This window comes from Porphyromonas levii (assembly GCF_018206105.1).
In the GTDB taxonomy this organism is placed as follows: Bacteria; Bacteroidota; Bacteroidia; order Bacteroidales; family Porphyromonadaceae; genus Porphyromonas_A; species Porphyromonas_A levii.
The window spans coordinates 1-18,861 of the sequence record NZ_JADRGN010000008.1 but is presented as its reverse complement, the minus strand read 5'-3'; the positions used below and the strand labels follow the sequence as shown (position 1 = coordinate 18,861).

16 protein-coding genes are annotated in these 18,861 nt (G+C 46.9%); 1 reads left to right on the top strand and 15 read right to left on the bottom strand.

What is annotated here, in order from left to right; translation table 11 throughout:
* Positions 1–3: 3 nt before the first annotated feature.
* Genes IX315_RS02910 through IX315_RS02900 form a run of 3 tightly spaced genes read right to left on the bottom strand, consistent with a single transcriptional unit; the run spans position 4 to position 3,471 of the window.
* Positions 4–1,923, bottom strand: coding sequence for an NAD(+) synthase (locus tag IX315_RS02910; RefSeq protein ID WP_211837134.1), 1,920 nt, complete (start codon positions 1,921–1,923; stop codon positions 4–6).
* A gap of 13 nt (positions 1,924–1,936) precedes the next feature.
* The gene (locus tag IX315_RS02905; RefSeq protein WP_211638130.1) at positions 1,937–2,761 is read right to left on the bottom strand and encodes an HAD-IB family phosphatase; all 825 of its coding nucleotides are present in this window, start codon (positions 2,759–2,761) and stop codon (positions 1,937–1,939) included.
* Positions 2,758–3,471, bottom strand: coding sequence for a DUF5715 family protein (locus IX315_RS02900; RefSeq protein ID WP_211635431.1), 714 nt, complete (start codon positions 3,469–3,471; stop codon positions 2,758–2,760). The genes IX315_RS02905 and IX315_RS02900 overlap by 4 nt, the downstream gene beginning before the upstream one ends.
* A 1,037-nt stretch (positions 3,472–4,508) precedes the next feature.
* Here IX315_RS02900 and dnaA point away from each other — a divergent pair.
* Positions 4,509–5,849 carry a chromosomal replication initiator protein DnaA gene (dnaA, locus tag IX315_RS02895; RefSeq protein ID WP_018358163.1) on the top strand — a complete coding sequence of 447 codons (1,341 nt, stop codon included), beginning with the start codon at positions 4,509–4,511 and terminating at the stop codon, positions 5,847–5,849.
* A gap of 218 nt (positions 5,850–6,067) precedes the next feature.
* On the opposite strand, the gene nqrF is transcribed toward dnaA, so the two are convergent.
* From nqrF to IX315_RS02835, 12 genes are all read right to left on the bottom strand, one after another.
* Positions 6,068–7,327, bottom strand: coding sequence for an NADH:ubiquinone reductase (Na(+)-transporting) subunit F (gene nqrF / locus IX315_RS02890; RefSeq protein ID WP_018358164.1), 1,260 nt, complete (start codon positions 7,325–7,327; stop codon positions 6,068–6,070).
* A gap of 32 nt (positions 7,328–7,359) precedes the next feature.
* Positions 7,360–7,986 carry an NADH:ubiquinone reductase (Na(+)-transporting) subunit E gene (nqrE, locus tag IX315_RS02885; RefSeq protein ID WP_018358165.1) on the bottom strand — a complete coding sequence of 209 codons (627 nt, stop codon included), beginning with the start codon at positions 7,984–7,986 and terminating at the stop codon, positions 7,360–7,362.
* 44 nt (positions 7,987–8,030) lie between these two features.
* Positions 8,031–8,663 carry an NADH:ubiquinone reductase (Na(+)-transporting) subunit D gene (locus IX315_RS02880; protein WP_018358166.1) on the bottom strand — a complete coding sequence of 211 codons (633 nt, stop codon included), beginning with the start codon at positions 8,661–8,663 and terminating at the stop codon, positions 8,031–8,033.
* An 8-nt stretch (positions 8,664–8,671) separates the two neighbouring features.
* Positions 8,672–9,391 carry an NADH:ubiquinone reductase (Na(+)-transporting) subunit C gene (gene nqrC, locus IX315_RS02875; protein ID WP_211635433.1) on the bottom strand — a complete coding sequence of 240 codons (720 nt, stop codon included), beginning with the start codon at positions 9,389–9,391 and terminating at the stop codon, positions 8,672–8,674.
* A 30-nt stretch (positions 9,392–9,421) separates the two neighbouring features.
* The gene (locus IX315_RS02870) at positions 9,422–10,639 is read right to left on the bottom strand and encodes an NADH:ubiquinone reductase (Na(+)-transporting) subunit B (protein WP_026215625.1); all 1,218 of its coding nucleotides are present in this window, start codon (positions 10,637–10,639) and stop codon (positions 9,422–9,424) included.
* Positions 10,640–10,680: 41 nt separating this feature from the next.
* Positions 10,681–12,033, bottom strand: a complete 1,353-nt coding sequence (locus IX315_RS02865) for a Na(+)-translocating NADH-quinone reductase subunit A (protein ID WP_211635434.1) — start codon at positions 12,031–12,033, stop codon at positions 10,681–10,683.
* An 83-nt stretch (positions 12,034–12,116) separates the two neighbouring features.
* A complete protein-coding gene (locus tag IX315_RS02860; RefSeq protein ID WP_211635435.1) occupies positions 12,117–12,812 on the bottom strand; it encodes a helix-hairpin-helix domain-containing protein in 696 nt (231 codons plus the stop codon).
* 4 nt (positions 12,813–12,816) lie between these two features.
* Positions 12,817–13,485 carry an ABC transporter ATP-binding protein gene (locus IX315_RS02855; protein ID WP_018358171.1) on the bottom strand — a complete coding sequence of 223 codons (669 nt, stop codon included), beginning with the start codon at positions 13,483–13,485 and terminating at the stop codon, positions 12,817–12,819.
* A 5-nt stretch (positions 13,486–13,490) separates the two neighbouring features.
* Positions 13,491–14,222 carry a tRNA threonylcarbamoyladenosine dehydratase gene (locus tag IX315_RS02850; protein ID WP_211635436.1) on the bottom strand — a complete coding sequence of 244 codons (732 nt, stop codon included), beginning with the start codon at positions 14,220–14,222 and terminating at the stop codon, positions 13,491–13,493.
* A gap of 498 nt (positions 14,223–14,720) precedes the next feature.
* Positions 14,721–15,242 carry a gamma carbonic anhydrase family protein gene (locus IX315_RS02845; protein WP_018358173.1) on the bottom strand — a complete coding sequence of 174 codons (522 nt, stop codon included), beginning with the start codon at positions 15,240–15,242 and terminating at the stop codon, positions 14,721–14,723.
* Between the two features lie 77 nt (positions 15,243–15,319).
* Entirely contained in the window at positions 15,320–17,113 is a 1,794-nt protein-coding gene (locus IX315_RS02840; protein ID WP_211635437.1) for an aminopeptidase P family protein, read from the bottom strand.
* Between the two features lie 35 nt (positions 17,114–17,148).
* Positions 17,149–18,675 (bottom strand): DUF4301 family protein, encoded by a 1,527-nt coding sequence (locus tag IX315_RS02835; RefSeq protein ID WP_211639739.1) that lies wholly within the window; start codon positions 18,673–18,675, stop codon positions 17,149–17,151.
* Positions 18,676–18,861: the final 186 nt, after the last annotated feature.

Sequence of the window (18,861 nt, the reverse complement as noted above, 5' to 3'; positions counted from 1 at the left end):
GCCTTAAAACTTCTCTATAGTCTCTATCCACATCTGGGACGAAGCATCGCTAGGCATACGCCAAGTGCCGCGAGGCGAGAGCGATACTACCCCTACCTTAGGTCCATCGGGTAGGAAGTTGCGCTTGTATTGCTGCGTAAAGAAGCGGCGGGCAAATATCAGCATCCACTGCTTGAGTTGCTCTTTGGTGTATACCCCATTGAAAGCTTTGCGAGCGAGGTAGAATATCTTATTGGGCGAGTATGCGTTCTGCAGCATGTGATAGAGGTAGAAGTCATGTACTTCGTATGGTCCTATGATATCCTCTGTCTTTTGTTTTAGTTCCCCGCCAGTAAGTTCAGGGCTCACTGGAGTATCTACTACATCGAGTAGCGTCCTAGAGAGCTCCTCGCCAAAAGCATTGCTCTTACCTATGTGGTGTACCATCATTCTTACCGAAGTCTTTGGAATCGAACCGTTGATACTGTACATGCTCGAGTGGTCGCCATTGTAGGTACACCAGCCGAGAGCTAGTTCGCTAAGGTCGCCAGTACCGAGCACAAAGCCCCCCTCCATATTGGCGATATCCATCAGTATCTGAGTGCGTTCGCGAGCTTGTGCATTTTCGTAAGTGACATCTTGGGTAGTGGTATTGTGCCCAATAGCCTTTAGGTGCTCTATGGCAGCCTCGCTGATGGAGATATCACGGGCAGTAATCCCAAATAGTTCCATCATGCGCTTGCTATTCTCATACGTCCGTTTGCTCGTTCCTAGCCCTGGCATGGTTACCCCGATTACTTCCTTCCGATCCCGCCCAAGCATATCCATCGTTCGCACAGCCACAATCAGTGCCAGCGTACTATCTAGCCCACCACTGACGCCGATGACAATCTTGCTCCTGCCCAAGTGGTTGAGGCGCTGCGCTAGTCCTACCATCTGTATTTGGCACATCTCTTCGCAGCGCTCTGGGAGGTTAGTTGTAGAAGGCATGAAAGGGTTGCGCTCCACTGGGCGACTCATCTCATAGCTGCGGTCGGCATCCTTGAGCTCAAAAGGTACTACCTTGAGTTTCTCACCTGCGTATACAGATGCTGCCGTGCGGAATGAGCTATTGATGAGACGCTCTGTGCGGATACGCTCCACATCGATATCGCTCACGAGGAGCTTCTCCTCTAGCTTGAAGCGCTCCATTTCGGCAACCATCTCCCCATTCTCTGCGATGAATGCCTTGCCGGTGTATACGAGGTCGGTAGAGCTCTCGCCAAAGCCGCACGAACAGTATATGTATCCCGTAATCGCTTGGCTCGAGAGCGAGGTGACGAGCGACTTGATGTATCTATTCTTTCCAGCATTCTCGTTACTTGCCGAGAGGTTAAAGATAAGGTGTGCTCCATTGAGGGCGAGTCGCGTACCTGGGGTTACAGGGGTCCACATATCCTCACATATCTCCACGCCAACACCCACATTACCGCACTTGAAGATAATATCGTGCCCAAACTCTACCTCGTGGTCACCAATCATTACGGTAGAGTAGGAGAGGTCTAGAGAGCTATTGAACCATCGTTTCTCCTGAAATTCCCTATAGTTGGGTAGGTAGGTTTTAGGGATTGCACCTAGGATCTTACCCTCCTGTATAGCTACCGCGGCATTATATAGTTTCTCCTCGGCGCGTAGTGGCATACCCACGATGATGAGCATCTTCAGGTCTTTGGTCTGCTCCGCTAGTTGGCAGATTGCTTCCTCTGCCTGCTCTAGTAGAAAAGGCTGCAAGAATAAGTCTCCGCAGGTATATCCCGTGATAGAGAGCTCTGGGAAGGTGATCATCTCTACTTTCTGCTCCTCAGCACGGCGTACCATTGTCACATGTCGTTCTACGTTGTAGAAGCAATCCGCTACTTTTACAAATGGCACAGCCGCTGCCACCTTTACATATCCGTATCTCATAATTCCTTATAGATTAGGTAGTTGATAAATCATTTTCGAGTGAGCTCTGTATGGGTAGAAATGATGGCGAAGGCTCCTGCGAAGTCGAAATCATAAAGGTACACCCCGCCTCTATCATCATGGGGAGGTCGTTGTGCCCATCTGCTATGACGACGACTTCGTCGGTAGTGATGCCATATTTCGCTGCCAATTCTTTCATGATACTCACCTTAGTTTGTGGTCCAATAGGTTGTCCCACGATATGGCCAGTAAGGTAACCCTCCGATAGCTCCCACTCCGAACCGAACCGCTCGTCTATCTGCAGGCAATCGGCAATGTACTGCACGTACTCTAGCCACGCTCCCGATACAATAGCTGTAGGTATCTCGTGATACCGAAGCATAGCCATGAGCTGTTGCGCCCCTTCGGAGAGTGGAATTGTCTTGTAATAGCTATGGAGTAGCTCTATATCCATCCCTTTGAGGAGCCTTACCCGTTCTGTGAAGTTGCTCGCCCAGTCTCCTGCACCCTTGAGTGCTTCTTGGGTGAGTGTGAGTAGCTTGTTCTTGCGCTCGAGGTTGTGCTCCTCGGCGGCGCCAATCCGTGCCATAAACTCCGACTGCACGAGGGTGCTGTCTAGGTCGAAGATAACGAGCTTAGGGACGGTGAAGCTCTCCTTGGTAAAGCGTACCACGATAGGCTCGAGACGGATGCTATCAAGCAAGGTGGAGAGGAGGGCAGATAGCTCTCTTTCGGAACCGGTAGACTTGGATAGCCGTTTTTCAAGGTCTGAAAGGCGCAACGTGCTCCTATCGGTATTCCTAAGTAGCTCTAGCGTATGGTGCTTTCTCCTACTCATCTCACCGTCATGTGGAAGCAGGCCTGCCGCCGCTCGTGTTTGATATACACCCGACCGTCGTCATGAAATCTTCGGAGCACAATCGCCAATAGGTGCTTGAGCTCCTCATCGGATAGCGAACGTGGGTCTAGGTGGTCTACTTTGTCGAACCGCCTCCAAGAGATATCCACAGTAGTTCCATACTGGTGGGTACTATTTTCTGACGCATTGCCATTACCTCGTCGGAGCTTCTTTACATCCTCTTCAGTGCGAGTAACACTCGTGATGATAGGGCGGTATAGAGGGAGTGTGTCCTTAGCTAGTTCGCCAATAAAAGCCAGACCTATCTCATCCAATAAGTCTGCCATATCCTCCACCACATAGGGTACCGAGTGCGTGAGATCTTCTACTACATAATTGGGGTTGGTACAGATGTGTACCATACCCTTACGGTGCTCCATCTCTTGGCGTGTTCGCGCTGGTGCCACACCCTTATTGAGCGCAGCAGTCAGCTGTATATCATTGAGGTCATTGAAGTCTCTATTGAAGCTCCCTTGGTATCTAAAGGTCGAACGGTGCTCCATGGCACTCATCGGGTAGGGCTCTCTCACTATAGGAGCCTCGTCCGATACCCATGCCGACAAAAGTGCCACCACTACAGCAAGTGGTAGCACGTACCTTGTGAAATAAGGTCGCCAATAGATTCTCTCCCTCGTATCATTATTCTCCATGCTCTCCAAACGGCTCCCCACATAAACTAGAAGCAAATCTACCAATTTTCCCGCTACTCTTGCGCATCCCCCATTTTGTGTGCTGTACTGGAGAAGTCAACCACTTAGTGCACTTAGTCAAGTAAATAAGTAAATGGGAGTCAATAGACCCGTGAAACCTTAGGTGGATAAGGTCAAGTAGGCAGGTAAATAGCCCCGCAAAAGGTCAATTAATTCAGGAAAAGACAGAGATAGTAGGGGCGAAAAACCTTTCACCGCTACCCGTTGACCGCCCTCGGTATATCCCATGACCATTTAATATATACTAATCACCCAATTTAATATATACTAATTGGGTTAATTAATATATACTAATTGCAGTGATTAGTATATATTAAATGGTCACATTGTATAGGAGCGTCTGGGAATGCCTGATATTGAGGCGGTTGGATAGAGATGGTTTGCACGGTTTTCTACGGTATAGATTGACCTTTCATAGGTTTTAATATATTACTTTGATTCGTAAGGAGGCTATGGCATGCTGTATGCTGTTAGGAGGTTTTAGGGGTCTGATTACGACTATTTTTGGCTTTAGAGATCTGTTATGTACGTGCGCTTATGGCTTGTAGAATTGTCTATTTTTTGGTAAATTATGGAGGCATTAGCTGATAGCGTATAGTGATGGTGCACGATTCTTGTATCTACAAGATTTAACATTAATTGGCGAATGCCTAAAGCGCTTATAAGCCAAAGGATTACCATGCTAGGCTATGTGTTATCCCCTTATAATTAAAGGGTTAAGCCCTAAGTGATTGTTGGATAAGGGGTAGGGGCAATAGGCCGCAAAAGGAGGTTTTTTTATCTCGAATATATTGGTAATCTTTGCAGTTGTTAAGAGAGAGTGATGCAGACCGTCCTCTCTTTTGATGCCTAAAAGGGCTGCATATCACGACTTTGGAATAGAGTGAAAGATAGTCCGTAGTCGGCAAGGTATTCTGCTGGGGGATGATGGGTAGTTACAGTTAAGTATTGATGAGGAGACGTTTTGTAGTAGTTCAATGAGTGATTCGTTAAGTAGTTCGTGGGGTATTGTCCTAAGTGAAGTGGATACCCACCTCTCTAATAGTAGGGAGTTTGATATTTGGTTTAAGCCTTTGGTACCAGTGAGTATGAAGGACAATCAATTGGTTGTCCGTGTACCGTCACAGGACTATTGCTTTAAGCTAGAGGAGGACTACTTTGATCTCTTCAAGGATGCGCTAGAAAAGGCTTTTGGTAAGGGTATCAACCTTACCTATAGTTTCCCTACCAATGCGCCTAAGACTTCCCCTTCTAAGAAGGCAGAGTCTGAGGTAGCTGTAGAGGAGAGCTTTGTGACCCATCTCGACAAGCGTATGCAGTTCGATAACTTCTACCAAAGTATCTGTAATCGTCTGGCGTGTACTGCAGGCATGAGTATTGTGGAGAAGCCTGGAGAAACGGCTTTCAACCCTCTATTCGTATATGGTGCTTCGGGTGTTGGGAAGACCCACTTGATGCATGCTATTGGTAATCAACTGGTGGCGAAGCGAAGTGGATACAAGGCGGTGTATGTGCCTGCACAGACTTTCAAAAGACAGTTTGTAGAGGCTACAATCACAGCTAAGCAGCCTGAACTTTTCTTCAACTACTATCAGAATATCGATTTGCTTCTGATAGATGATATTCAGGAGTTCGCAGAAGCTAAGAGTACTCAGAATGCTTTCTTCCAGATATTCAACCATCTGAAGATGCTTGGTAAACAGATTATCATAACTTCGGATAGGTGCCCAGCTGACCTTAAGGGAATGGAGGATAGGCTCTATACTCGCCTTAAGTGGGGGCTGACAGTGGAGATTGAGCGCCCCGATGCACACCTCCGAAGGGAGATTCTGAAGTCTAAGGTGGATGAAGCGGGGTTGAATATCCCTGATGATGTCTTCAACTTTATTGTGAAGCATGCTAAGGATAATGTGCGTGACCTAGAGGGCGCACTCACTTCGCTAATGGCAAATTCGATTTATTGTAATGAGGATTTGTCCATGGAGCTTGCCGAGAAGGTGCTCTCACAGACTGTGGGGGTGGAGGAGCGCAAACTGAATGTCCCTGAGATAATGGAGACGGTAGCGAAGTTTTACAACCTAGAGAAGTCTGATATTCTCAGTAGAAAACGGAAGCGCGAAATCGTACAAGCGCGTCAGGTGGTAATGTATCTGTCGAAGGAACTTACGGATGCTTCGCTTGCGGCTATTGGTGCTGAAGTAGGCGGTCGAGACCACTCTACGGTTATCTATGCCGAGAAGGCTATTGCCAATCTCTTGGCGACGGATGCTCAGTTTAAGTCTGAGCTGCAGGAGATATACGAACTTCTAGACTTGTAATCGTTTTTCATATTAAAATAAGTTGAGGCTATCTGCTGTATTAGTGGATAGCCTCGTTTTATTGAGACTGTTGAGTGAAGCAACAGCCTCATTGTACTCTACGCTTCCACCAATGTCTACTCAGTGGATTGTGTTTTGCCTAGTGTATTTGTGATATACAAATAGCCCTGCTAGCGTGAGCTAGCAGGGCTATTTATAGATATTGGGAATCTCCTGAATCAACCGAAGTCGTCGAAGAAGATACTCTCACGAGCTACGCCAAGATCATCGAGCATCTTGAGCGCTGAAGCTGCCATAGGACCAGGACCACACATGTAGTACTCGATATCCTCTGGTGCTGGGTGGTTCTTGAGGTATTCATCGTAGATGACCTGATGGATGAAGCCAGTGTAGCCAGTCCAATTATCCTCAGGCAATGCTGCTGAAAGTGCGATATTGAACTTGAAGTTAGGGAACTGCTCCTCCAGTTTACGGAAGTCTTCTTCGTAGAAAATCTCGACTTTAGAGCGTGCACCGTACCAGTAAGATACCTTTCTTCCCGTCTTGAGGGTATTGAAGAGGTGTAGAATTTGTGCACGAAGTGGAGCCATACCAGCACCACCACCGATGTATAGCATCTCGGCATCGGTATCTTGGATATGGAACTCTCCGTAAGGTCCTGACATCCTCACCTTATCACCTGGCTTTAGGCTAAAGATATAGGTAGATGCAATACCTGGATTGACTTTCATCCAACCACCAGTCTTGCGATCAAATGGAGGGGTTGCGATACGAACGTTGAGGGTGATGATATTACCCTCAGCAGGGTAGTTTGCCATGGAGTAGGCACGGATAGTCTCTTCGGTATTCTTACCCACGAGTCCCCATAGCTTAAACTTGTCCCACTCCGCTTTGAAAGGTTCCTCCACAATCATATCTGAGTACTTAATCTCGTACTTTGGTATCTTGATCTGTGCATAAGAACCAGCCTTGAAGTCCATGTGCTCGCCCTCAGGAAGCCTTACAACGAACTCCTTGATAAAGGAAGCCACATTGCGGTTGGAAATAACTTCGCACTCCCACTCCTTAACGCCGAAGACAGACTCTGGTACTACAATCTTGAGATCCTCTTTTACCTTTACTTGGCATGATAGACGATACTTGTCGTTGATTTCACGACGAGTGAAGTGTGGGGTCTCGGTACTGAGGATTTCGCCACCACCCTCTACTACTCTACAGCGACACTGTCCGCAGGTGCCCTGTCCACCACAAGCACTGGAGAGATACACGCCTTTGTTTTGGAGGGTAGTCAGTAGTGAACCACCTTGGGGTACCTCTATTTTATTGTCTTCGTTGATTGTGATGGTGACGTTGCCCGATGCTACCAGCTTCTTCTGAGCTAGGAGTAGCAATACTACCAAGAACAGTATCAGTATCAAGAATACCAATGTACTGCCCCAGATAGCAGGAGAAATTGCTAATAATGTCATTATATTCATCTTTTAATAGAATTCAATTTATACTACACTCCTTAGATGCTAAGCCCTGAGAAGCACTGGAAGGCAATACCCATCAGTGCAGTGATGATAAGTGCCATACCAAATCCACGAAGTGGCTTTGGGACGTCGTTGTACATCATCTTCTCACGAATAGCTGCAAGACCTACAATAGCTAGCATCCAACCGATACCTGAGCCAGCTGCGTATGCGAGTGCATGACCAAGGTTGGTGATTTCGCCTCCTACTTTCTGCTGCATGAAGAGCGATCCACCTAGGATAGCACAGTTTACTGCGATAAGTGGGAGGAAGATACCAAGTGAATTGTAGAGTGCAGGGCTGAATTTCTCGATAGCCATTTCTAGCATTTGCACAAATGCGGCAATCACTGCAATAAAGATTAGAAGACTGAGGTAGCTGAGATCAAGACCCGCAAGAGCTTCGACACCTGTCCAAGCTAGGGCTCCCTCTCGTAGTACTTTAGTCCAAAGAAGGTAGTTGAGTGGTAAGGTGAGTACCTGTACGACTACTACAGCTATACCAAGACCTACAGAGGTCTTTACGTTCTTCGAAATAGCTAGGTATGAACACATACCTAGGAAGTAAGCGAAGATCATATTGTCCACAAAGATGGACTTGACAAATAGACTTAGATATTCCATAAAATTAAATACTGTCCTTTCGTTAGATTGATTTCACTTACTCTTTAGTTCTTCTCCTGTAGTTCAGGATTCTTAGAACGGTGGATCCATACTATCACAGCGGTGATAATCAGCGCCATTGGAGGTAGGATAGCCAATCCGTTATTTACATAACCAGCTTCGTAGAAGCTATCTGGAACAACCTGATAGCCTAGAAGTGTTCCAGAGCCAAGTAGCTCGCGGAAGAAACCTACAATAACGAGAATAAGACCGTAACCGAGACCATTACCTGCTCCATCTAGGAGTGAAGGCCATGTCTTATTGGTCATAGCAAAAGCCTCTAGGCGTCCCATGAGGATACAGTTGGTAATAATCAGTCCGATATATACGGAGAGCTGCTTATTGAGGTCGAAGGCAAAGGCCTGAAGTACCTCGCTCACAATCGTAACGAGTGTAGCAACAACTACAAGCTGTACGATTACACGGATGTTATTAGGGATAGTCTTGCGGAGTAGGGAGATTACCACGTTGGCAATCGCGACCACAATGGTTACGGAAAGTGCCATCACGATAGCTGGCTCTAGCTTGCTCGTAACAGCGAGTGCCGAACAGATACCAAGTACCTGTACGAGCACAGGGTTATTCTTGCTTAAGGGCTCAATAAAGGCAGCCCTGTTCTTCTTGTCAAATAGTGCCATGTGTGCTATTATTTTCTCAGATTGTTCAGATATGGTTGGTAGCGCTCAAAGGCTTCTTGGAGCATGTTATTGACACCATTGGAGGTAAGTGTACCACCGGAGATGCCATCGACACGATCCCTGTCCTCTACTACTGCGCTAGGTTTTACCACGGCAATACTCTTGAGTTCGTTATTCTTGTAAATCTCCTTGCCCTCAAATCTATTGCGGAACTTAGGTAGAGCGATATCGCCACCAAGACCAGGGGTCTCACTAGCATGGTCAAGATTAATTCCGTAAACGGTATTGACATCATCATTCAGAGAGATATAACCCCATATTGGTCCCCATAGACCAGCACCATACATTCCGAGGATATACTTCTTCTGTCCGTCTACCTCAGCAACAAATACTGGATAGCCCTCCATGGTACTTATCTTAGCTAGGTCTAGTGTAGCTAGGAATGCAGGGTCGGTAGTGGCAATACCTTCGCTCCCAGGTATAATATTACCTGAAGCATCTACTAGGTAAGCCTCCTTGATGAGGTCGTTGTAGAGCCCTTCAGCTGTATTTAGTGTAGGGTCGACATCCAAGCTCAGAGAACGGAGGATTTGTCGCATAGTGTCGAGGTCAACATTACGGCTTTGCCTCTCTTTTAGTGCTTGTGAGGTGAGGGCTAGACCTACCGCTACAAGTATCACCATTATAGATGAGTAGAGGATTACGTATGTATTACTATTCTTTTTCATTGTCTTTGTCGTACTTGGATTAGTTATACATTACTTCTTCTCTACAGCAGATGCTGCTTTAGCACGATTCATACGCTTGCGCACATTGGCATCTACTACGTAGTAGTCAATGAGTGGAGCAAACGCATTCATAAGGAGTATAGCGAGCATCATACCTTCTGGGTAACCAGGGTTGAGTGCACGGATAACTACTGCAAAGAATCCGATGAGGGCACCATAGATCCACTTGCCAGTCTCGGTACGAGATGCGGTAACGGGATCTGTTGCCATAAATACTGCTCCGAAAGCAAAGCCGCCAAGAAGTAGGTGGTCTATAGCTGGGAGTAGCATCACTCCATTGCCGCCAATAGCATTGAAGATAAAGGCAGTGATAAAACCACCAGCGAATACTGATGCCATTATTTTCCAACTAGCAATGCCCGTGATAATGAGTAGAAGAGCACCTAGTAGAATAGCTAGAGTGGAGGTCTCACCAACTGATCCAGGGATAAGACCTAGGAAGTAGTCAAGTGTGCTAATGGGCTGACCAATAGCATTTGTCAACTGTGGTACCTCGTTTCCTGTAAGTCCAGCCTGTCCAAGAGGGGTAGCGCCTGTGTAGGCATCGATAGCTGTAGCCTCACCCCCTAGCCCAAAGGTCTTGCCTGTACGGATAAATACAGAGTCACCTGTCATCTGAGCTGGGTATGAGAAGAATAGGAAGGCACGTGTAACCAACGCTACATTGAAGATGTTGTACCCCGTTCCACCAAATACCTCTTTCGCAAATACCACAGCGAAAGCCGTAGCTGCTGCAATCTGCCATAGCGGAGTCTCTACCGGCACTACCATTGGGATAAGGAGCCCGGATACGAGGAATCCTTCGGCGATCTCCTCTTTCTTTACTTGTGCTACGGCAAACTCGATGCCGAGACCTACCACGTAGCTTACCACTATTTGTGGAAGCACCGCTAGCAAACCATAGAAGAAAGTAGTCCAAAAGCCTACTTCCTGACCTGTAACTAAGTAATGCTGATACCCTACGTTGTACATTCCGAATAGGAGCGCAGGGATTAGAGCCATCACCACTATGATCATTGTCCGCTTAGAGTCGTTGGCGTCATGGATATGCACACCACGCTTGCTGGTCGTATTGGGCACAAAGAGGAAGCTCTCAAAGCCATCAAAAGTAGACCACAATGCAGACATCTTGCCACCCTTCTCGAAGTTTGGCTTGATCTTGTCTAAATATTTTCTTAAACTGTTCAAAGTACTATACTCTTTTATATCGTGAATATTCTAACTCTCGATTAGTTCAACTCCTTGTAGAGCTGGTCTAATCCTTTGCGCACGATGTATTGAAGCTCTAGCTTAGAGGTGTCCACAAACTCGCATAGTGCAAAATCCTCTGGTGCTACCTCATAGATACCAAGAGCCTCCATCTTATCAATGTCAAAAGCAATAATAGACTTGATGAGCTGCTCTGGGAATATATCCATTGGGAATACCTTGTCATACTCGTTGCTCACGATGATAGCCCTAGGACCACCCTTGAGACGGGCATCGATATCATACGCTCTGCTCTTCCCGAGGAATGCACTAGGGTATGCGCGATTAACACTAAACCTCTTGGGACTTAGTGATGCCCAACCGAACATCTCGTGGACGTCATCGCCCTCTGGGATAGCAGTGATAAGGCTATGGAATGGACTCATGTGGCGCCTATCCTCAAGCACCTGAGTGCCTGTGAGCGGATTACCATCGATAAGACGTACATTTCCGTGGTTCTTGTCTAGTTTGGCACTGCAAAGCTCCATGATATCGGCACCTGCAATGACTTCAGCATAACCAGCACTCTCCATTCTAGAGCCAGCAAATACTACCTTGTGCCTCAAGTCTACACGACCAGTGGCGAGGAAGCGCCCCAGTAGAGCTAGTTCTGTGATGCCCATCACCCATACGTTTTCCCCCTTATTGATAGGGCGAGTCTTATTGATAACTACGCTCGCATTGCCTGCTGGGTGTGGTCCATCTACTTCATGGATTTCGCAATTGGTGAGCTTAAGACCGCTACCCACCTTGGTGCTGATATGTACCCTGCCTATGGTCAGACGGCTAAGAAGATCCACAGCTCCTTGGAGATACTGTTGGTCTTCTCCTATCAGCTCTAGAGCATCACCTTCGAGTGGCGCACTCTGGTAAGCGGTAATGTATATATCCCTTGGGGTGATATTAGGATTAATCACTCTGTCATACGGACGGTTGCGGAATAAGGATAAGAAACCACTCTCCCCGAGTAGCATTATCAATTCCTCAGTGCTCTTCTGAGCAATTCCCTTTACATCGAAGTTCTTATACTCGATAGTGATATCGGGCTTGATCTCAATATATAAGATCTTGCGTTTAGCACCGCGCTTCACGTCAACAACCTCTCCACTCACGGGAGCTGTCAGCTTGAGCTTAGGGCAGTCCTTATGGTACACAAGTGCGGAACCAGCTTGTACGCGGTCACCCACCTGCACCTCTAACCTGGGCACAAACCCAGGGAAAAAGTCAGGCACTACGCCATAAGAATGGACTTCGCCCACCTGAACCTCTACCTTAGGCGCTTTGCCAGCAAGGTTGATGTCTAGCCCTTTCTTAATTTTGATTACATTAGCCATATATTTCTATTACGAAATTTGATATTGGATTATTCCTTGCAAACTTACTATTTTTTAGATTAATACTGCCCCTTTTAGGTACTTTATTCCGTATTTGTAGGCGACTCCACGCCCAAAGATACCTCTCTAACCCCTTGGAAGGTTAGATATGGTGATAGGCGCAGAGAATCATCACGAGAAAACTTCCCGCTATCCATAAGAGCTTTCCAGTTAAGCTCCCTACCACTCCTATAGAGGTCTTCTATTGCCCGCACGTGCTGCCACTGAAGGTAGGGGTGCCGAGGGATGCTGTCTCTTGTTACTACAAGGGGTCGAACCTTAGTCTTAATCCTCATGAATGGAGCGATCTGATCGTACCGCTCTCTATCCATGCCATACACTTCTTGTAGTTGCTCCACCACGTAGTAGCCACCTAGCAGTTCTCTGTACTTGCATATTCTTCGGGCAAAGGAAGGACCTATCCCGGGGACTCTCATGAGGAGTAGTGTATCTGCGCTATTGAGGTCAATGGTAGCTCCTGCTCTCAGTTTCTTTTGATACTGTACTCGTTGTGGTGGCCCTGGGTATCTGTCGGTTCGGATAGGAAGTCTATCACCTCTCTCCACACCAGCTAAGCTGTCTGGCACTTCTATATATACAGTATCTCTGATGCCTACCGATGGGGTATCTGTAGTCCTAATGGGTTTAGCACCACTAATCCCCATGTATCCTATCAGTGCCAGTACCAGCACGAGTAGTACAATAAGCACCTTGCGGTCACCGTTTGTTACCCCATTCACGTCTTTATTCCTTTATTATGCCGTCTTCTAAGCGAATAGTTCTGTGTGCTACCTGTGAGATCTCTGGGTCGTGCGACACAATCAAGAAAGTCTGTCCTCTCTCCTCATTCAATTGCTTAAATATCCGATGCAAATCCTTTCGATTGTCACTATCTAGCGCACCTGTAGGTTCGTCGGCAAGGATGAGAAGAGGATTATTGATGAGCGCCCTAGCCACTGCCACCCTTTGCTTCTCGCCCCCACTTAGCTGCGCAGGCTTGTGGGTTAGTCTCTCCTCCATACTCAGTTGTTGTAGGAGCACCCTAGCCAATGCTATTGCTTCTTTTTTGCTCTTTCCACCAATCATTGCAGGTATTGCTACATTCTCTTCGGCGGTAAACTCGGGTAGTAGCTGATGAGACTGAAATACAAAACCCATCTTTTGATTGCGGAAGTCTGCCTGTTGCTCCTCACTCAGCGCATGAATCTCTATACCCCCAATCTCTATACGCCCTCTTTCGAGCTTATCAAGAGTTCCTAGTAACTGAAGTAGTGTCGTCTTGCCCGCACCACTAGCACCTACGATGGCGACAATCTCTCCATCGTATACCTCCATCGTAATCCCCTTGAGTATCTCTAGTGCGCCAAAGTTTTTGTGGATATCTACCGCTTTGATAAGTAACTTCCGCTCCATTTATATTATATGTGTATTAAATGGTCGAGTGCTGCATAGGCTGCATAGCAGCCTGCCACCGCTGGATTGTGCGCAATCGTCCCAGTCATCGACTTTTTATTCTGTTCTCCCTCCGTTACTACAATGGCCTCCTCGTTGGGTAACTCTTCCGAGTAGACGACCTGAAACTTAAGAGATACCTCTAGCCGTCTAAGTCGCTTCCTAATCATCCGAGCCAATGGGCAGTTCTTTGCCCTATCCATTCGCCCTATCTTTATCTGCCTTGGGTCAAATTTCGCTCCTGTCCCCATCACGCTCACAAAGGGAATATCCCGCTCCACCAAAGCCTTAATCAAGTGTACCTTAGGGCTTAGTGTGTCTATTGCATCTATCACAAAGTCATAAGCGGCAGCATCGAGTAGTTCGTACGTCTCTTCGTCTCGGATAAATTGCTCTCGCACTTCTAGCTGGATGTCGGGATTGATATCTCTGATCCTCTCCGCCCAAAGACTAGCTTTGCTTCGGCCCATTGTGCTATGAAGAGCTATCAATTGCCTATTTATATTCGTGGTATTGACCATATCGCCATCTACAATCGTTAGTCTGCCTACGCCCGACCTTGCCAATATTTCAGCAGCATAACCACCCACGCCACCAAGTCCCACTAGTAGCACATGGCTACCACCAAGTCTCCGCAGTCTCTCCTGCCCCACAAGTAGACTTGTGCGGCTTTGCCAATCCTCGCTAAGTTCTTTCATAGCACAAAGATAAGCATTATTTGAGAATGTTGTGCAAAGAAACATTCTCTCCAATAGGCACTGGCATTGCAAGGAGGCATAATACAAGACACTAAGGCTAGGGACGATGGAAGCGACTTTGGTACGAGGCTTGATACGGATAAATGAAACAGTCGGTAGTCTAGCATGAAAAGCTAGTCTACCGACCGTTATAAAAAGTGCGCCAAGGAAATTGTGAAAACTCCGAAATTAAGGGTTTGAGGATGGCTAACGCTTTGAAATCCACTGGTGTCTTTCGACACACTGCCCGAAGGTAGTTGAGGCCAGTCATCACATTAGACCAAGGATCTCGGAATTGTAATATATTGATGAGTTTCGCATTTGCTCGACGCACTAAGTCTTACTCACCCCTGCCCAAGAGGGTCGCTACCTCTCTAGTAATACAAAGATAACTTATTTCTCCCAAACTACCAAATAATGGGGCATAACTATTGGATCCGAAGAATCTATTTTTCAATACTACTCTTGGTTGGGAAACCAAGAGGCATACATCTGGTAGTTGTCAGAGATACGCTTATTAATGGTCTGTTGTTGCTCGGGGTCGAGCATCTTCACAAATTTAGCCGGAGTTCCGGCATAGAGTGCTCCTGGTTCGATTACCGTATTGCTAAGTACTACAGCCCCAGCAGCTACAAGTGCACCACGTCCTACTACTACATGATCCATCACTATAGCTCCCATCCCCACGAGGGCACCTTCCTCTACTTTTGCTCCGTGGATAATAGCATTGTGCCCAATAGAGACGTTGTCCTCAAGGATGGTAACCGATTTTTCGTACAGGGTATGAAGTACAGCGCCATCCTGTACATTTACATTCTTCCCGATACGGATGCTATTTACATCACCACGGACTACGGCGCCAAACCATACACTACTCCCATCGCCTATCTCTACATCCCCCACCACTGTAGCGTTGGCTGCAAGGAATACGTTTTCTCCTATCTTAGGGGTGAAGCCCCTGACGCTCTGAATAATTGCCATACAATTATATAATAAGGGTAGGTGTGCCAAATCTATTTTAGTGAAAAATGATTGGCACACCTACCTAGTATCTTGGGTTACTTACTTAGTGGTGCGGTTTTATCCTTGAGCCATGCAGCCTCCTCTGCCGAGAGGAGTGGTGATACTTCCTTGTATACACGAGCTTGATAGTCGTTATACCAAGCTAGCTCCTTATCGGTGAGTAGGGAGACTTCCACTAGGTTGTTATCTAGATAGCAGAGGGTGAGGGTCTCAAAAGTGAGGAACTTCCCAAAGTCATTCTCGGCATATGGGACGGTACAAACAAGGTTCTCAATACGGATACCATACTTGCCGGCAATGTAGATACCTGGTTCGTTAGAGGTAACCATACCCACTTGGAGCACTGTAGGATTTTCGTCCATGCGGATATTCTGTGGCCCTTCGTGTACATTTAGGAAATAACCAACACCGTGACCTGTACCATGACCATAGTTCTGACCATTATCCCACAATGCCTTGCGTGCTAAGATATCAAGCTGCGAACCGCGGGTGCCTGCAGGATAAATAGCCATGGCTAGCTGGATATGTCCCTTGAGTACTCGAGTGTAGTCGCCCATCTCCTCCTTAGTTGGTTGCCCTCCGAGTGATACCGTACGTGTGATATCTGTGGTGCCATCGTAGTACTGACCACCTGAGTCTAGTAAGAACATCCCATTGGGCTCCAGTTCGTAACTGCTCTCTGGAGTAGCGCTGTAGTGTACAATAGCTCCATGACCTCTGAAGCCGGCAATAGTGCCAAAGCTATCATTCACATAGTTCTTATCCATAGCCCTAAAGCTGGAGAGCTTGATACCTACCTCATACTCTGTTGGTGTCTCGCCAGCGGCAAGAGCTTTCTCTAGCCAAATAAAGAAGCGAGTGAGTGCAGCTCCATCGCGCTTCATCACATCTTTGTAGCCCTTGTACTCTGTCTTGTTCTTCACTGCTTTGAGAAGCGTGATTGGACTAAGCTGCTCAATGACGGTGATACCACTAGGAATGGCTCTGTAGAAGGCGTAGTTATTACGCTGTGGGTCGAGCGATAGCACGGTATCCTCGGGGAGTGAAGCCACATCGGCATAGATAGCCTCGTAGGGCTTAATGGTTACGCCATTATCCTTAAGGTGCTTCTGTACTTCCTCGGGTAGCTTCTCCGCAAATGCGTATATGTTCACACTATCTTTTGTAACCAAGCCATAGCCAATACCTACAGGGTTGTACGCCACATCATTGCTGCGGATATTGAAGAGCCAAGCCAGCTCGCATAGCATATTCACTATAATAGCGTTAGCTCCCTTGTCGGCCAATGCCGTACGAACACGTGCTACCTTGTCTTTAGTGCTCTCCCCTGCATACTCTAGGGGCATCACGAAGAAAGGATTGCGAGGAATCTCTGGAGCATCCGTACGCGCCATAGATACGAGGTCTTTGTCACTAACAATTTCGATACCTGCTATTTCGAGTGCTTTTTTATAGCGAAGTGCCTCTAGAGTACTCATAGACTTCTCGAAGAAGCCCACTCTCTTAATCCCTTCTTTCTTCCTGAGATAGTCGGAGATACTAGGTGTGTCAGCAAGACCCTCCTTGCGGAGCGTGAAGGTGGTACCCTCGAGCTGAGCCGCCCCCTGAAGGAAATAGCGGCTGTCAGTCCATAGCCCAGCTTCGTCCATAGCTACTACAGCTGTACCAGCCGAACCATTGAACCCGCTAATCCACTCACGATCTTTCCAGCAATCAGGAGTATATTCGCTGAGGTGGTGGTCTGAGCTGGGGATGATGTATGCATCGATATGCTCTTGGCTCATAGCATTCCTAAGAGCTTGAAGTCTACTTTTGATCTCTTCTTTCATATTATATATTCTTTATGTTACTTTGATATCTATTCTTATTTGAGAGAATGTGACGGACGGAGTAGGTCATTGACCGTCTTCACTGGATTAAATGTGGTAGCTGGTACAGCTACAAAGGCGGTAAGCCAATTACTCATGGCACCATTCCAAAGCCCAGGAAGCTCGAGCGCCTTGAGCTCTCTACCTTCTTGGCTCTTGTAGCTGATAAAACCTGTCTCAGGGTCGACAAAAGAGGTGAGGTCGAACTTATTGCCCCTATAGTCCTTAACACTCAGTACAAGGTCAACGGGATTGAAGTAGGTGCTGTGTTCAAATAGCTCTTTGTCTGTAGGGTCGTCCTGATTTATCTGTGTGCTCTCAAGTATCTGTAGGCTTGTACTACCATTTTCATTCTTTACAATATATGGTCCACCACCTGGTTCACCTAGATTCCTTACCATACCACAGACCCTCAGAGGACGGTTCAGTAACCGACGTAGGAAGCTAGTCTGCTCATCGGCCGAAAGATCATTAAGCGGGGTGGTGTCGATGCTAAACTTCTCTTTCACATAGGTGCGGATCTCATTGATCAGATTGCCGCTCGCCTTTTTGTCTTCGCCAAGTTGTGCCATAAACTTGTAGACCTGATTGCGAAGCTCCACTAAGAACCCACCCAATGCCTTCTTATATATAAGCGTGTCGCACCACAGTGGTTGTGGCACTACATTGTCTATATTTTTGATGAAGATAATGTCGCTCTTAATCTCATTGAGGTTGTGGATCAACGCGCCATGCCCTCCAGGGCGGAAGATAAGTTCGCCTGTAGCATCACGGAGGGGGTTATTCTCCATATCCACCGCAATGGTATCTGTATCGCTCATCTGTAAGCTGTGCGAAATCTCGAAGATAGCTGAATATCTCTCCTCTAGCTCTCCTTTTCTTTTGTGAATGAGAGCATTGAAAGGATCGATATGCTCGGGGCTTAGGGTGAAGTGCACCTTTACTGTGCCATCGGCATTTCGAGCATACTTCGATGCCTCTGCTAATTGCTCCTCTATAGGGGTGCGGCTACCATCTTGGTATTTGTGAAACAGGAGTAGTCCCTTAGGTAGATGCCCATAATTGAGCCCTTTCCGCTCAAGCAAATATTCTACTACCGTGCGTTCCTCCCCAGCTTGTATTAGTTTGAGGCACCCCTTGCCACCTTCTCCAAGCATACAAGAACGGTTGAGACTGTCAAAGAAGGCAAACTCCTCTATGTGATCTAAAAATTGGCGCACAGACTCTTTTTTCTCTCCGGTGTGCAGAAAGTGGTAGAGATCTTTGAACATTCTGGATGCAGCACCACTGGCAGGCACAAACCGACTCACCACAATGTCTCGAGATTGAAGTACCTTTTCCCATTGTTTCAAGGCACTTTCAAGTGCTTCACTTTCGAGTTTGTGTATGCCATCTCCCTCTTCTGCTGCTTTTACAATATGGAGAAAGGGAAAGCCTTGGGTAAATCGCCTTAACTGTCCTTCGAGTTGCTGGCGGGTGATACCCTTCACCGCCAGTTGTGTTTGGTCACTTTCTGATAAAATAAGTTCAGCCATCTTGATGATACCTTATATATATGTGTGTACTGTATGATCTCTCTGTGCTTATCTGCTAACAAATATACCCATTTCTCACCTAATCCCCAAGGTGCTCTAGTATTGACTTTCATTTTCTGAGGGAGGGTGGAGGGGTGTGGGTAGGTGGGCGCATGGAGGGATGTTCTATGTATT